Origin of the sequence: Microcoleus sp. FACHB-SPT15 (assembly GCF_014849525.1) — a bacterium.
Taxonomy (GTDB): domain Bacteria; phylum Cyanobacteriota; class Cyanobacteriia; order Cyanobacteriales; family Coleofasciculaceae; genus Symplocastrum; species Symplocastrum torsivum.
The window spans coordinates 97,379-112,235 of record NZ_JACJNU010000070.1; the positions used below are offsets into that span (position 1 = coordinate 97,379).

18 protein-coding genes are annotated in these 14,857 nt (G+C 45.7%); 8 read left to right on the top strand and 10 right to left on the bottom strand.

Annotation, left to right across the window (positions count from 1 at the left end; translation table 11 throughout):
- Positions 1-73: 73 nt before the first annotated feature.
- Positions 74-604, top strand: coding sequence for a TIGR02281 family clan AA aspartic protease (locus H6F98_RS30705; RefSeq protein ID WP_192222531.1), 531 nt, complete (start codon positions 74-76; stop codon positions 602-604).
- Positions 605-758: 154 nt separating this feature from the next.
- On the opposite strand, the gene H6F98_RS30710 is transcribed toward H6F98_RS30705, so the two are convergent.
- On the bottom strand, positions 759-1,361 hold the full coding sequence (locus H6F98_RS30710; RefSeq protein ID WP_242058777.1) for a hypothetical protein: 603 nt from the start codon (positions 1,359-1,361) through the stop codon (positions 759-761).
- Between the two features lie 262 nt (positions 1,362-1,623).
- Positions 1,624-3,093 (bottom strand): ankyrin repeat domain-containing protein, encoded by a 1,470-nt coding sequence (locus tag H6F98_RS30715; RefSeq protein WP_192222532.1) that lies wholly within the window; start codon positions 3,091-3,093, stop codon positions 1,624-1,626.
- Positions 3,094-3,258: 165 nt separating this feature from the next.
- Between H6F98_RS30715 and H6F98_RS30720 the strand changes: the two genes are divergently transcribed.
- On the top strand, positions 3,259-3,729 hold the full coding sequence (locus tag H6F98_RS30720) for a DUF4079 domain-containing protein (RefSeq protein ID WP_192222533.1): 471 nt from the start codon (positions 3,259-3,261) through the stop codon (positions 3,727-3,729).
- A gap of 125 nt (positions 3,730-3,854) precedes the next feature.
- Here the strand turns inward: H6F98_RS30720 and H6F98_RS30725 are convergent, their stop codons facing one another.
- A complete protein-coding gene (locus H6F98_RS30725; RefSeq protein ID WP_192222534.1) occupies positions 3,855-4,565 on the bottom strand; it encodes a DUF1997 domain-containing protein in 711 nt (236 codons plus the stop codon).
- A 225-nt stretch (positions 4,566-4,790) separates the two neighbouring features.
- Between H6F98_RS30725 and H6F98_RS30730 the strand changes: the two genes are divergently transcribed.
- Together H6F98_RS30730 and H6F98_RS30735 are read left to right on the top strand one after the other, a co-directional pair.
- A complete protein-coding gene (locus H6F98_RS30730) occupies positions 4,791-5,450 on the top strand; it encodes an SDR family oxidoreductase (RefSeq protein WP_192222535.1) in 660 nt (219 codons plus the stop codon).
- A 50-nt stretch (positions 5,451-5,500) separates the two neighbouring features.
- Positions 5,501-6,217, top strand: coding sequence for a glycoside hydrolase family protein (locus tag H6F98_RS30735; protein WP_242058778.1), 717 nt, complete (start codon positions 5,501-5,503; stop codon positions 6,215-6,217).
- A gap of 137 nt (positions 6,218-6,354) precedes the next feature.
- Here the strand turns inward: H6F98_RS30735 and H6F98_RS30740 are convergent, their stop codons facing one another.
- Positions 6,355-6,891: a Uma2 family endonuclease gene (locus H6F98_RS30740; protein WP_192222536.1), complete on the bottom strand. Its 537-nt coding sequence runs from the start codon at positions 6,889-6,891 to the stop codon at positions 6,355-6,357.
- A gap of 308 nt (positions 6,892-7,199) precedes the next feature.
- Here H6F98_RS30740 and H6F98_RS30745 point away from each other — a divergent pair, with 308 nt between their 5' ends.
- Positions 7,200-7,454 carry a hypothetical protein gene (locus H6F98_RS30745; RefSeq protein WP_192222537.1) on the top strand — a complete coding sequence of 85 codons (255 nt, stop codon included), beginning with the start codon at positions 7,200-7,202 and terminating at the stop codon, positions 7,452-7,454.
- A gap of 185 nt (positions 7,455-7,639) precedes the next feature.
- Here H6F98_RS30745 and H6F98_RS30750 read toward each other — a convergent pair whose 3' ends face one another.
- Positions 7,640-8,452: a PepSY domain-containing protein gene (locus tag H6F98_RS30750; protein WP_192222538.1), complete on the bottom strand. Its 813-nt coding sequence runs from the start codon at positions 8,450-8,452 to the stop codon at positions 7,640-7,642.
- 403 nt (positions 8,453-8,855) lie between these two features.
- Here H6F98_RS30750 and H6F98_RS30755 point away from each other — a divergent pair, with 403 nt between their 5' ends.
- Positions 8,856-9,248, top strand: coding sequence for a RidA family protein (locus H6F98_RS30755; protein ID WP_192222539.1), 393 nt, complete (start codon positions 8,856-8,858; stop codon positions 9,246-9,248).
- Between the two features lie 17 nt (positions 9,249-9,265).
- Positions 9,266-10,099: a bifunctional 2-polyprenyl-6-hydroxyphenol methylase/3-demethylubiquinol 3-O-methyltransferase UbiG gene (locus H6F98_RS30760; RefSeq protein ID WP_192222540.1), complete on the top strand. Its 834-nt coding sequence runs from the start codon at positions 9,266-9,268 to the stop codon at positions 10,097-10,099.
- A gap of 176 nt (positions 10,100-10,275) precedes the next feature.
- Here the strand turns inward: H6F98_RS30760 and H6F98_RS30765 are convergent, their stop codons facing one another.
- The gene (locus H6F98_RS30765) at positions 10,276-10,935 is read right to left on the bottom strand and encodes a hypothetical protein (protein ID WP_192222541.1); all 660 of its coding nucleotides are present in this window, start codon (positions 10,933-10,935) and stop codon (positions 10,276-10,278) included.
- Positions 10,936-11,627: 692 nt separating this feature from the next.
- On the opposite strand from H6F98_RS30765, the gene lepB reads away from it, so the two are divergent.
- Positions 11,628-12,242, top strand: coding sequence for a signal peptidase I (gene lepB / locus H6F98_RS30770; protein WP_192222542.1), 615 nt, complete (start codon positions 11,628-11,630; stop codon positions 12,240-12,242).
- 12 nt (positions 12,243-12,254) lie between these two features.
- On the opposite strand, the gene H6F98_RS30775 is transcribed toward lepB, so the two are convergent.
- The 4 genes from H6F98_RS30775 to ndhL all read right to left on the bottom strand — a co-directional run bounded on the left by H6F98_RS30775 (position 12,255) and on the right by ndhL (position 14,593).
- Positions 12,255-12,872 carry a DUF3122 domain-containing protein gene (locus H6F98_RS30775; RefSeq protein ID WP_192222543.1) on the bottom strand — a complete coding sequence of 206 codons (618 nt, stop codon included), beginning with the start codon at positions 12,870-12,872 and terminating at the stop codon, positions 12,255-12,257.
- Between the two features lie 261 nt (positions 12,873-13,133).
- On the bottom strand, positions 13,134-13,931 hold the full coding sequence (gene trpA, locus H6F98_RS30780) for a tryptophan synthase subunit alpha (RefSeq protein WP_192222544.1): 798 nt from the start codon (positions 13,929-13,931) through the stop codon (positions 13,134-13,136).
- Between the two features lie 125 nt (positions 13,932-14,056).
- Positions 14,057-14,380, bottom strand: a complete 324-nt coding sequence (locus H6F98_RS30785; protein WP_192222545.1) for a DUF3007 family protein — start codon at positions 14,378-14,380, stop codon at positions 14,057-14,059.
- A complete protein-coding gene (gene ndhL / locus H6F98_RS30790) occupies positions 14,381-14,593 on the bottom strand; it encodes an NAD(P)H-quinone oxidoreductase subunit L (protein WP_192222546.1) in 213 nt (70 codons plus the stop codon).
- Positions 14,594-14,857 lie beyond the last annotated feature (264 nt).

The following is a 14,857-nucleotide window of genomic DNA, read 5'->3' on the forward strand; positions in this document are numbered from 1 at the left end:
TTTCTGTAAGTGCATAACCTCTTTCCTGCTGGATATATCTGTAAAACAAGAAGGCACTTTATCGGTAACTCCAATGAAACAAACTTTTGGATGGCTTGGCATCACTACGGCAGCTATGTTCATTTGCCTGGAATCAGCAAGCGTTGCCGCAATTAATCAGCAAAATTTAAATACTCATTCTGTACCCAGCGTTGAACTACTAGCTCAACGAAGACCTTTCCGACGAAACTTTGGCGCTCAAGACGTAATTCGAGTACCAATTTTAGAGCGAGTTGGTGGAATTCCAGTGATTGCTGTAACTTTGAATGGTCGGCAGACATTCCCGATGATGATAGATACGGGAGCTAGCTTAACAGTCATTACTGAAGAGATGGCAGATGCGATCAACTTCCGAGAGCAGGGGAAGGAAGCAATTATATTTGGTAATGGTCAGGTTCAGGAATTGCCTAAAGGTAATGTATCCTCTATCCATGTCGGTGATGCAGTAATGGATGATTTCACGGTTTTGGTTGGAAGTGCGCCACTTTTGGGACAAAATTTCTTCAGTGATTACAACGTAACAATTCGAGAGAATTTTATTTTCTTTCGCCCAAAAATACGCTAGTCCTCGCTGTCTAAAAGCAAGTCCACCCAATGTTTGAGAAGGGGCAATTGATGAATTGTCCCTTGGACTAGAATGACAGTACTTTGTAGTAAGCATAGTCTTTGTTAATGCGATCGCCTTTTAGCTACCTGGGATGAAAGAAACGCGATCGCGTCTACACAATTTCATCCAAGCTTTCCACTGAATAACGTGCCATTGTGATAGTCTGCGGCAACACACCAACTAAAAGTGCCAATGCTTCGTCTGGCAGTTGAGCCATTGTTTCAGAGTCAAAGTATTGCTCAAATTGGTTGAGAATCAACTGAGCACGCTGCACGGGTACGGGGTTGTCTGTAATTTGCCGAGTTAGGCGAATCCACTGCCGCCGAATCATATAAGCTCGTTGTCGCTCATCAGCTGAGCCAGGGCTGTCCAATAATAAATTACCCAGTGGTAGCACTCCCTGACAATCCCAATCAAATTCTCCTCCTACTGCTGCACCAGGTCCCGCAAACTCAGCATGATAGCGCTTGTAGAGAATTAAGCCATTCCGACGTCGGCTGTTAACAATCCGCAGGTCATTCAGGGAAATCAACTCATCGTTGAACCAAAACCCTCCGGAAAAAGGAGGTCTTTTCCTTGGTGGTTCTGGTGGCTCTCCTGAGCCATCTTCAGTATCAGGTGTTACCGAGTCATTCAAGGATTTAGGCTGAGAGGCATGTATGACTACAGGATTCTTCGCTATTATCTCCCAACTTGAGATCTTCTGCTGGTTCATAGGCGTAAACGGAAACTCTCAAGAAAGTAAGTGTCAATAAATTTAGGAGAATAGTTGTTAGTAAAAAGAGTGAAAAATATCTAAGCTAACATCAATGCTCCCTCAGAAATTGCTCCGCTAAGCTGAGATATGACACTTTACTGCACTAAAGTATTGTTTGATTGATTGTTGATTATCACTAAACTATTAGCAAGAAAAGGTTAATAATTAATAACAACAAAGCAAGAGAACTAGAAAAAGAGTAGTAATTGTTATATGGTTCTTAATCCTCAGCTCCAGCCGCCTTGAGTAGTTGTACAACTTCAGGGTAACTATTGAATTCTGCAATCATCAAGGCAGTATAGCCACCCTGGTTTTTCACATTTATGTCTACACCCGCGTCAAGCAAGGCTTGCACTGTATCGGTATAACCTCGATGCGCTGCCCACATCAAAGCCGTTGCACCTGCATTATCAAGGAAGTTAGCCTCTGCACCTGCGCTCAATAAGTATCGCATGACCTCAGTGTCGCCTCGGTCAGCTGCCTTCATCAAGATTGTTTTTCCGTCAGCATATCGCTTGTTGGCATCTGCGCCTGCATCTAGCAAAACCTTAACTGTTTCTGCATGACCCTGAGACGCAGCTAAGGTTAGTGGGGTTTCACCTAAGTTTGTCGCGTTGATGTCTGCCCCTTTCTGCAGCAAAGCTTTGACAGTTGCTGTGTGACCGTGCAAAGCTGCCAGCATCAACGCGGTGTCACCTAGTTGATTTCTAGCATGGACATTAGCTCCTCGTTGGAGAAGGGCATCCACGACATCGCTATAACCTTCTACAGCAGCAAAGTGCAAAGCTGTCTCTTGGTCTTTATCCTTAGCCTTGATGTCAGCACCCGCATTGAGTAAAGCCGTCACAACTTTTGTATGCCCTCCAGCAGCAGCTGCCATCAAAGCTGTGCCTCCCACTAGGTTATGGGCATTTACATTAGCCTCAGTATCTAGTAAAGCTTGTACCACAAAATCGTGCCCCTGGTCAGCTGCCAAGGTTAGAGCCGTCTCACCCTCTTCGTCTTGGGCATTAGCATCAGCACCACTGGCTAATAAAAGCTGCACAACTGATAAATACCCAAGCTCAGCCGCTTGCATCAGAGCGGTTCTACCGTCAATGTTAGTAGCATCTGCACTTACCCCTAGCTCTAACAAAACTTGTACAGTCGGGGTGTGACCTTCACTTGCTGCTAGGCTTAAAGCTTCCACACCAACTGTGGCATCGCGGCTAGCTTCTAGCAAGAGTTTCACAACTGTACTATGACCTTCTTGAGCAGCTAGGCTTAAGGCACTATCTTCATCCTTGTCTTTGGATTTGACATCAGCACCAGCAGCCAGCAGGATTTGTACGACTGTTGTAAACCCTTTGTGGGCTGCCACCATTAACGCTGTGCTACCGTCATCATTTTTGGCGTTGACATTAGCACCAGCAGCAACCAACGTTTGTAGAACGTCAACTCGATTAGCGGCGGCTGCTAACATTACGGCTGTCAGACCATATCGTTTTCTTGGCAAGTCGAGATTCGCACCCGCCGTGATTAGTACCCGAACAATCTCGGTGTATCCCTGCTGAGAAGCAAACATCAAAGCGGTGGTGCCGTCTTGATCTGTCGCATTGACATTAGCTCCTTTAGCCAAAACGGCTTGGAGTTCAGTGAGGTCGCCGCGTTGAGCTGCTTTTAGCAGTAGGACATTCGTGTTCAAGGTCATCTCTCAAGCCTTGTCAGTAGCGCATAGCCAACTTAGCGTTAAATTGGCTATTTGAGAAGTAGCTCTAAAGAGGGATGCCCTCAAAAGCTAATCAAACTTTAGAGAAAACAGTAGCTGTGCTAAGTTAAGTTTCATCAAGATTCTTAAACCGCTCTCTTGAACACTATGAACCTCGAAATCCCAGAATCAGTTAAAGTCTGGTCTCAATTCATTCACCCCGTATTAATGTGGGTACTGCTAGTAATCTCTGTTTATGCGTTGTATCTGGGTCTGAAAATCCAGCAGACGAGAAATTCTGAAGGTGATGCCAAAAAAGAGCTGATCAAGGGTCGGTATAACGTCAAGCACTACCAAGTGGGTTCAGTTCTGTTAGGTTTGATGGTCATTGGTGCGATCGCAGCACTGGGTGTTACCTACATCAACAATGGCAAGCTATTTGTTGGCCCCCACTTGCTGGCTGGCTTAGGCATGACTGGACTCATTGCTGTTTCTGCTTCTCTCTCGCCGTTCATGCAAAAAGGTAACAATTGGGCACGCTTCACCCACATTGCCTTGAATATTGTTCTTCTAGGGCTATTTGGCTGGCAGGCGATAACGGGTATGCAAATAGTAGAAAGGATTATCAGCAAGATGTAACGTTGTAGCTCCAAAGCTGTTAGCTATCAGCTATCAGCTTTTTTGTTTTCCTTGCTGTGTCTAAAGGCGAGTCCCACTTGCTTCGAGCAGATTTGGCGGAAAGCTGACTGCTGAAGAGCTATAACTTAGTGCCTTTTGGATTTTTTTGGCATCGGTAAACCCAGGCTGGTGTGAAAATCTTCCTGGACTTTATGGGTTAGGCGGCGGGAAACTTGTCGCACGACTTGGCGCAAAATGCGATCGCCTGTGCTTTGAATTAAGGAATGGGGCAACTTATGGATAAACTTGGGGAATCTTATAGCAACACTCAGGTCAAGATTCCACTCAACACGGGTGACAGCCTTTGGTAGAGGCAAACCCCTATGCTCTGACTCTTGAAAGTACTCACCCGCCGGGACTTCTACAAATGCCTGAGATGCCTGAAAGTCCACATCATAGCCTGGAGCGTCATAGTTCGGAACGGGGACTGTCTGAATTCGATAGATCCCATCCTGTTGCGGTAACAACTCCAAGCCAACTTTCGGCTCTACCTCATAGCCAAATGCGCCAAACTGCCCAATTACTACAGCGTAGGCATTTTGACCAATTGGCTCCACCTTCATCGGATGGGCACAGTGGCTAAACCAATTCTGGTGAGCATCCAGATAGTCAATAACTTGCTCTTGCTCAGCATACATCTCCATACAGTCTTGAAAATGACTGTGAAAATGAGTCAGCTCACTGGCTGATAGGGGTGATTGTGGCACAAAAGTGTCAGTCTTTGAGTAACTTGATTGAGAATTCAAATGCGCTTGCTCTGCTTCAATCTGTTGATTGTTAGCGAAATGCGAATGCATAGTAAGCTTCCTTAGTATTAGTTGCCTTTTGCTTAAGTTAAGGATTCCCACAGAAGGTTCAAATTTTCACTTTAACTCCGAGCAATTTACGGTAAAGACGAGTACATATTTAGAAAGTTCATACAATTAAGGAATAGATTTCACTGTCATAAGAGAGATTTCTCGCTCACTTGAGCATAGCTTGTGAGTCTTGCAGTCAACCATGTTGGTTTAGGGAGAGGAACGATGAAAGCATTTGTTGCTGGAGCGACAGGCGAAACAGGACGTCGGATTGTGCAAGAGCTGGTTAAGCGCAACATTCCGGTTCGAGCTTTGGTGCGGAACTTAGAGAAGGCGAAAGAAATCCTGCCTGCGGAAGCTCAATTAGTGGTAGGTGATGTGTTAAAGCCAGAAACTCTTAGTGCAGCAATTGGAGATAGCACCGTTATCCTCAGTGCTACTGGAGCAAGCCCCAGTATTGACCCCACAGGCCCCTATAAAGTGGATTATGAGGGCACAAAAAATTTAGTAGATGTTGCAAAAACGAAGGGAATTGAACACTTGGTCATGGTTTCTTCTCTGTGTGTCTCCCAGTTTTTCCATCCCCTCAATTTGTTTTGGCTGATTTTGGTATGGAAGAAGCAAGCAGAAGAATACCTTCAGAAAAGTGGCTTGACTTATACGATTGTGCGACCAGGGGGTCTTAAAAACGAAGATAACCCAGACCCTGTGGTGATGTCATCGGCTGATACATTATTTGACGGAAGTATCCCGCGCACGAAAGTAGCACAAGTTTGCGTCGAGGCACTCACACAACCAGAGGCGCACAATAAAATTGTAGAAGTGGTTGCTAAACCAGAAGCTACTGATAAAAGCTGGGAGCAGCTATTTGCTAGTGTGGCTTGATTCGGTGAGGTGCAACCGCCTCTTTTTAGCCTTGTCAAGGACTATTAAACTTGGAACGTTCATCATCCTTGTGGAAGTCTATAAGTTTAAAATTTCAGGAAGAGTTTTTCCGGAAATCTACCTTGAGGAATTTACTTGCTAGCATCGGTGCCTTGGGGTTAATGGTCTTGCTGCTAGAGTTCTATGCAGGACAGTGGGCACAGCGATCGCATATTTTTTCTAATTATCCCACAGGTACCCACGGAACCCCTCCGTTGGTAATGAAGGGAGGCGATCCTTACATTCGCGCTTTAATGCGAACTATCACTGCCAGCGAAGCGAATGACTCGGAACCTTATTCGCTCCTCTATGGCGGCGAGCGTATCTCGGATTTGAGCCGTCATCCTGAACGTTGTGTGCCAATTGTTGCTGGCCCCAATGTCGGTAACTGTACAACGGCAGCAGGACGATATCAGTTCATCAACACAACCTGGGATAACATGGCCCAGCGCTATCATCCTGGGCCTTCGGGTTTTCTGTTTTGGAAGAACTACAGCTTTGAACCAGAGTATCAGGATGAGGTGGTTTACCGCTGGCTGAGTGACAAGCAAGCTTGGGGCGTTGATATTTCAGATGAACTGCGGCGAGGGAACTTGAGCAATGTCTTGCGACGGCTTTCTGGCACTTGGACAAGTCTAGGTTATGGGATAGAAGATAATGCGATGACTGGATACTTACCAGGGGTTTATAAGCGGATGCTTCGGGAAGAATTGGCGAAAGCTGGGTAAATCGTATTTCTCGTCGTAGAGACGTTCCGGCGGAACGTCTCTACAAAGTTTTATGGGTTGCGATCGCATCCTCTTCTTCTATGGTTCTATGATCGTATACACTCAGAATCTCTTGACCATTCAAAGTCTTACTGCTCTCAAGCCAATAATTCATCGATTGCCACACTAAAGCCATTCAGAACAGTCTGAGTGCTGACTACTTCTCCTAACGTCAATAAAAGGTGTTTCTCTTGAGTAATAACGATAATCCATTGGCTCTCAGGAAATACTAACCAGACTTCTTGGCAACCTGATTGTAAATACTCTCTAGCCTTAGCAAATAACTCTTCTCCACTATCATCAGGAGATGCTATTTCTGCAATGAGTGGAAAGCTTTGAGGTAGTGCAGTAGAACCAGCGAATTGTGTAAATAATTCTGGTGTCAGGTAAGAAACATCAGGACGACGACCTTGCTTAGTAGTACGACAAAGCGCTTCTGTATAGACTTCTCCACCCTGTCCACTGGAAAGCATATGATTTCTCCAGTAAGAACCCAATCTTAATTGAATCTGACCGTGCCTTAATGTCATCCCTGTTTTCTCTATTATTTGCCCATCAACCCACTCATGATCATCAACGGGATGATTTATAAAATCGTCGATTGAGGTGGGTTTGAGTTCAGGAGCCGCAACCATAAGCACCTACCTGTGTTTTAACTATTATTACAACCTATTTTACAAGTCTTTCAATGAGGCAAATCTAAGTGCGATCGCTTTCTTCCACAAGATTAAGGGCAATCGCTTTTTTTGTCTGAGTAGTACAAAGCGATCACTGTCTTCAACGTTTCTATTCTGTTGCTTTTTGAAGGCTTTATCCGTTTAAAAAAATGATTATTTCACACCATATCAAAAATGTAAATTTTCACAGATTTGTGGGGATTTTCTAAATTCTGATATCCCCTTAAGGTGAATATCACTGCTTATGAGAAATCAGGAAAACTCAAATGGTTACAAGCTTTTTGACAGATGCTAAACAACTCGACTCAGCCTCCGTTGAAGTTCGCGCTTCTACCGCTCCAAATTCAAAGATAGAATTTGTCAAAGTTATTGTCGTTGGTTCACCCAAAGGGGTCGTTAAAATCATTCACACCCTGTACCGTCTTGGTTTTGCAGAAGTAACCGAGTGGAGTCCACCCACACCAACAGCAAATTCAGGTGAGGTAATGAGTGTTATGACGCGACTTGTTCTTCTAGATTGAGAGTTTGAGTGATCGCCTACATTAGGTAATCTGTTCAACCAGTAAACGGGTGTGGCTGCTTTTGGATGCAATTGATGAGATGGCAGTAGGGGCGCAAGGCTTTGCGCCCTCAAGCGATCGCAGAAGTAGTGCAGTGGTTAAAGTCAAGTTGCACAGGAAACCTAATCATCTTTCAGCTTAGTTAACTACGGTGCTACTGCACTATTTAGTTCTTCTAGGGTAAGTTGTTCCTTCGTCAGCAAGTACACCGTTCCTTGCTTAGTAGAAAGCAGGTTGAGATAATACTTAGTCTCGCCATCCTTAAACACCTGATAGGCACTTCTTCCCGTATCATCTGCAAGCTCTAATTTTTCAACAACATAACCCTGAGCTTCTAGATTCTGTTTGAGATTTTCAGATACAGTTCGCCATTGAGTTTCTGCTGTTTGCCAACAGCCCAGTGAATTGTTACATCCCGGTTGCACACCATCAACATGAGGAAAATCTGCAAATGGCTCATCTGGCGACGGGCTGGGAGTTGGTTCTGGTGACGGTGTTGGCGATGGGCTAGGAGTTTCTAAAGGGGTGGGAGTTGGCGTTGGAGTCGGAGTTGAGGACGTAACAGGACTTGAGGGTGTTGGCGTTGGGGTACTTTGCTCAACAACTGGAGAGGGTTGGAGTCGCTGAACTCTCGGTGAGGGTTGAACAATTAGAGGAGGAGCTTGCCGTAATCTAGGGAAGGGTTTGATGGGTGGAGGAGAGGTTGGTTGCACACGAGGAGAAGGTTTCGGCAACTGCACCGATGGAGAGGGTTGGGGAGAAGGTGGAGAAGCTGGAGGAGGTAGTTGCGTAACCTTGACAGCTTTCTTTTTAGGATTGGATGCGGGTTCAGGCTCTGGTTGCGGTGGAATGGGAATTAATAACAGTAACCCATGTAACCCGATGGAAAAGAACCACATCGGTCGAATCAACATCTGTACAGGAGCAGGCAAGTTTTTCAAAAAACGTTGATAAATCATCGTATCTAAAGCATTAAATGTCCGTCAGGTACGACAGTTAGGCTAGTTTTAGACCTTGCTGCTGGCTGTTTGAGCATGTCTACAACCGAACTTTGCTAGCTGTAACAGGCAGTACAGTGCGTTTCGGGAATTCTCTACCTCACTAGTTTGTGTCACGGCAATGGAACTAGATGTTCTTGTCGCAACCTTAGGGGTAGGTATCTATACGGTAGAGTATCTTGCAAAATCTTATCAAGAAGCAATTGCCTTGTAGCACTCAATTTTCTTAACTATCCGCTGGTGGCTTGTGAGGGAGAGAAGGCTCGATAGGGAAGATTCCCCTGCCAAAATCAAAATTTCTTTGTCAGGAACTGCTATTGTTTTGTGGAAAACTTTGCAGTTTGATATCTCTAGACTAAAATCCATGACACGAAAAGTTATTCACTCTTCTCATGCTCCAGCCCCCGTTGGCCCATACAGCCAAGCGATCGCAGCAAGTGGGCAAATGATTTTTGTTTCTGGTCAAATTCCGCTTGAACCCAGCACAGGCGACATTGTTGGTGCTAATGATGTTGTCAAGCAGACGGAGCAAGTAATGGCAAATCTAGAAGCGGTTCTTGCTGCTGCTGGTGCTAAAACGCAGGATATTGTCAAAACAACAGTGTTTCTGGCAGATATGAATGATTTTGCGGCGATGAACAAAGTTTACGCACAACATTTCGATGAAACATCAGCTCCTGCCCGTGCTTGTGTTGAGGTTTCTCGTTTGCCAAAAGACGTTTTGGTCGAAATTGAATGTATTGCTATCGTGCCGTAAGTGACTGGAGTTGAGGCATGAACAGGGAGAAAACAGCAGAAGATTTACAAGCGTTGAATCAAGAAACGCAAGAAATCTGGAACCAAAACGCGGTGTGGTGGGATGAGCAAATCGGTGAGGGCAATCTGTTCCAGAAAATGCTCATCAGTCCGGCTACGGAAAGCTTGCTTGAGGAAATCTCCGGTAAGGTAATTCTAGATATAGCCTGTGGCAATGGTGTGTTCTCTAGAAGATTGGCGCAGTTGGGGGCTGAGGTTGTTGCCTGTGACTTCAGTGAGATGCTTCTTGAGTGTGCCAAAGCCAGAACAAAAGAACACGTTGAGCGAATCGAGTACAAGTTAATCGACGCTACTAACGAAACGCAACTACTGACATTAGGCAAGCGACGGTTTGACGCGGTTGTCTGTAATATGGCACTGATGGACATGGCAACAATCAATCCCCTAATCAGCGCTCTGGGTCAACTTCTGAAAGTGGGGAGTTGCTTCATTTTCTCAGTGCTACATCCTTGTTTTAATACCAACGGATGCAAGATGGTAGTAGAAGAAGAAGATAGGTCTGGAGAGTTGATAACCACCTATGCTGTGAAGGTTTCACAGTATCTTCGACTTCCACCTGCAAAGGGCTTAGGTATTATTGGTCAACCGACTCCTCATTATTACTTCCATCGATCGCTTAGCCTCCTGTTTAACACCTGCTTTAGCGCAGGCTTTGTCCTGAATGGCATAGAAGAACCTGCCTTTGATCTCAAAGCCAATGGGGATAGACCCTTTAGTTGGGCAAATTACAAGGACATTCCACCTGTTCTAGTGGCGCGTATGCGATTGATGCAGACACCAACCAGTGACTAAGCTGGCATTGTGAGGAGGCGTACCCTGACTGAAGAGTGCAGCGGGTGTGCCTGATGATTATGACGACCTACCGCTTGAAGAGTGCAGCGGTTTTACTTTAAAAATGGGAAAAGCAGCGTCCAACTGGTCACTGCTCACTAGTAGCTCTTGAATGCGATCGCGATTAGAGCAACTCTCTACCTGTCGTATTCCACATAGTCAACCCGCCTATCGTCAATCTGAGCAGGCATAACCTCAGAGCGGCGTCTGGGTTGCAACGTATGGGGGAGAGCGTTATAAGGCTGCTGCACTACATACGTTGTTCGAGCCGGACGCTGTTGTCGTGCAAGTACCGCTAATGCTCCAACAACAACAATGCCACCACTAATTGTGATTGCCATGCCTCCCAGTGCCCAGACGATGCCTGAAACCATCGAATTTTCTTCTTGCTGCTGAGGCTGAACAGGAGTAGGGGTTGATGTCGGTCGGCTCCATGCCGGTCGGGCAGTGGGATCGGTCTGCGTGGTTAGCTTCTCAATGAGCATCTGCTGATTCTGCAACTGTGCCTTTAGCTGCTCAGTTTCAGTGCGTTGTTGCTCAAGCATCGCTCTTAACCGCTCAGCATCCAACCGCTGCCGTTCAACATCATATAAGCTTGAACTCGGCGAAGTCGGTGTTGCCATCGGCGGTGTCGCCATATAAGGATCGTAAGGATTAGAAGGGTTAGCTTGTGCAATTGGCAGTTGACGAGCAGGTGTTAAACCATTAGCGACAATATTGTCACCCCCCTTAATCATAAAGAGAACCGCTACTCCAGCGAAGGCAGCCCCTGTCAGGAACGCCATACCATCACTCATTGCTCTCGCCTCTCAACTGCGACTGAATTAAAACTAGTTGTAACTGATGCACTCTGACACTCATTATGACTTCACGCAACTTAGGTTGATACGCCATCTCCTTGGTTTGGGTAGGTAGTTATTTTTCCCACTCGAACTCTGCTCATTCATTCAAAACCACATTTTCTCAATTGTCTACCTTAGCGAGGTCTAAAGATTGCTTACTATTGATGAACACTCTCTAGGCAGATCAGCGGTATTTTTGTAGAAGCTAGCAGACTGGAGATTAGGGGCTTAATTGATATGCCTGGAAAATGATACATCGATAAAAGCAGCAGCTCAAGCTGTAGTTGTGAAAGTTTGGAAAATTGTAAGTAGAAACCTTAAACCCTTACAACAACGCTTTAGGCGTTAAAGAAGACAATTACAACGCTAGTTTCCCCAGTTTCGTGCTGATGCTATACACCCAGTCAAATTCCTGGAACGTTAGCCAGCTATGCTCAAACTCGAAGATTGCTTCGTTGAGGCTGGTATTGTCAACCATCACCCCAAAATGTTAGGACTTGATGAAATCTTAAACTCAGTGAGCTTACAGGAGCATAATTCCAGCTTTCTACGTCACAAGAGTGACACAACAGAATAGGTGCTACTTTTTTGTAGCAAGGTTCAACACCCGTATCTTCAACAGCTCACTGTTACCCTGGTAAAGGTTTATGCATCCTCAGCACAACCAAGATTCTAACAATCATCCACAGCCAAACCGCAACAATCTTTGGGTAGAGGGATTTAAAACAGTAGGCTTAAGTCTAATTTTCGCCTTCGGGTTTCGCACCCTTGTTGCTGAATCTCGTTTTGTTGCCTCAGGCTCAATGTTACCTACGCTGGAAGTTAACGATCGCTTACTAATCGACAAGTTGAGTTATCGCTGGTCAAATCCAGAACGAGGAGACATTGTTGTATTTTCTCCCACGGAAACGCTAAAGCAGGAAAATCACCGGGATACCTTTATCAAGCGGGTGATTGGTTTACCGGGAGAAAAGGTAGAGATTAAAGGGGGACGAGTGTATGTCAATGACCAAATGCTGCGAGAAAAGTACCTTGCCGAAGAACTGACGTATGAGTGGGGACCTGTCACTATACCAGCCGACTCATATCTGGTAATGGGGGATAATCGCGATCGCAGCTACGATGGTCGCTACTGGGGATATGTTCCTCGTGACTATATTATTGGTCGTGCGATCGCACGCTACTGGTCTGTTGAGCGCATTGGTACAATCGACCCATCTCCTCTTTACCCGCCTTCTCCCGAATCATCTGTGTCCCAGTAAGTCCTCCAACTTCTAAAGTTCAGTTTCCAGCCATTGCCATTCAGTAACAAGGGATTCGGGAATTTTTAAACAAAGGGTTTCCTGACTTTTGAGTGGAACCGAGAGCGTTAAGAAACCCTTTTGCAGTTTACTCAGAACTTCTGTGAAATTGTACTGACCGACATTGGGTGCAGGAGATTCTTCGCCAAAGACATCAGCGGCTGTCAATACCTGACCCGATGCTGTACTAATTTCCAAAGGTTGCGGGTGAGTCAATTCAGCAATGCCAGGGAAGCCGACTAGGCGTAAATTGAAGCGTATTGGCTGACCTGGTGTTATTTGTTTGAACAATACTACCTGCCAAGCATTTCCAGAGGCATCTAGCAAAGATTGTTGAGAGTGATATCGCATGACTCCGGGTTCATCTTGGTGTTGCCTCAGAACAGCCGTTGCTGGCTCTTGTGTGAAGGCAAGTTGACCCAGAAGTAAAACTAGCACCAATCCACTCAGCAGCAGTAACCGAGGAACTAGACCTTTACGGCGAAAGTTTGCTACCAGTTCTGAAAGGGGAGGTAGAGGAAGCAGGGGGAGAGTTTTTGCTGGTGGCTTATTGGTGTCAAGCTGGTCTAGTTGCTGAGTGCGATAGAGCATAACTCCCTCCAGATGTTAACCCTAAGGGCAGATTTCTCGAAACAATAAAAAATGCCCTTTCGAGGTAGGAAAACGAAAGGGCGTCTACTTCCATTGATTTGAAGAGTACTAAGAAAGTGTGAAGAATTTGTGAATGTTCGATATCACATAACTAGACAAAGCGTCTATACCGCACTTAAACAGAGAGAGGATAGGAGGTGCGATCGCATCTTCTCCAAAATTCCTATCCAGTTCGCTAGCATTCCGCCTAACAACGAACAACTAACAACTAATTGCTGACTTGAGCTTTTGGCAAAACTCGCCAATCGCTTGAAGTCCTTCTGCGGGTTCAGCATCCGCTAGGCGTTTTACAAAGGCACTACCAACAATCACCGCATCAGCGCCCCAATTTTTCACCTGTTCGGCTTGTTCAGGTTGGGAGATGCCAAAGCCAACACCGATCGGTTTATCGGTTACGGTACGCATCTGCACAAGGATATCTTGTACTCGTGATTCCAGTTGGGTTCTCATCCCTGTAACGCCTGTCACGCTAACTAGGTAAATGAACCCTTGAGATTGCTGTGTGATCGCTTCGATGCGCGCTTGTGGACTTGTAGGCGCAACCAGCAAAATTACCTCAATCCCAATCTCCGCCGCAGGCTTGAGCAGAGATTCAGCTTCTTCCAAGGGTAAGTCGGGTACAACCAACCCCTGAACACCCACAGCCGCAATCTCCTTTAAAAACGATTCAATCCCTCGGTTGAGAATTGGATTGTAGTAGACAAATAGAATAATCGGCGCTTTCACCTCTGGGGCAACGTTCTTAACCATCTCTAGAACGTCATCCAAGCGCACACCTCGTTGTAAGGCTCTAGTAGCGGCTGCCTGAATGATTGGTCCATCAGCTAGAGGATCGGAGTAGGGAACTCCTAGTTCGATCAGGTCAGCGCCGGATTGGTCAAGAACCCGCAAGGCTTGGGCTGTTGTCTCTAGATCTGGATCACCAGCCGTGATGAAGGGAATTAGGGCACACTGGGAGCGATCGCGTAGGGACTTGAATCGAGCGGAAACCGAGGTCATTCGATTTTAGATTTTAGATTTAAACACTTTTCACTAAGGGTTCACTGTTGTTACTTAACAGCCAACCCTCAACAAATAACAGATTACTTTAGAGATGCAAGTTAAATGCTTGGCAGCTTAGATCATTATTGCTGATTATCTGCCTCAGAACAGTTTTCCTGCTCAATTTCTACTTGTAGCTGGGCAAGTTCTTCAGGTGTCATTTCCTCAAGGCGCTTTTGTAAGACGGCTTCCTCATAGTCCTTGAGTTGCTGATTGTAGGTCATATTATTGCTTCCAACGCGGAATAAGTAAGTGAGGAGCCAACCAACTAAACCACCAACTAACAACAGTTGACTCCAGATACCTGCCTTGAGGGTATCCAGCCCAGCTACCTGTAAGACTACATACATAATGCCGCCAGCGGCAAAGACACCGAAGGCAATCCCGATCGCATCGATTCGTCGCATTTAACCTTGTACTTGACGGCGTTTGGGGCGAAAGTTCAAGAAGGGGCTGAGGAGCAATAAGCCTGGGAAGAAGAAGAACACCAGGAAGTACATAAAGCCTCGTTCAAATGAGCTAACAACGTACCAACGTTTTTGTAGGTACAAATAAAGAGCAGCAGGAACGACTACGAGGTAGACTCCACTGATAGCTAGATAAAGCAGTGCAACAAGCATAATTTTTTATCCGGGCAAACAACAGGGCAGCGATCGCGTTTTTGATGAGCGGCTGAATTGCCTTAGGTTGACGGCAAAATCCGTTTTTCCTGGCATTTGCTCAACTTTTCTATCTTACCGTGTGCCAGTTCACTGGTATGCTAGTTGCATATAAGACCTAGTTAATGGTGAAATAGATAAATGCAGAAGTTTCATGGAAACACAGAAACTAACTGCAACTCAATCGGGGGCGTGGCGGAATGGTAGACGCTACGGACTTAAAAA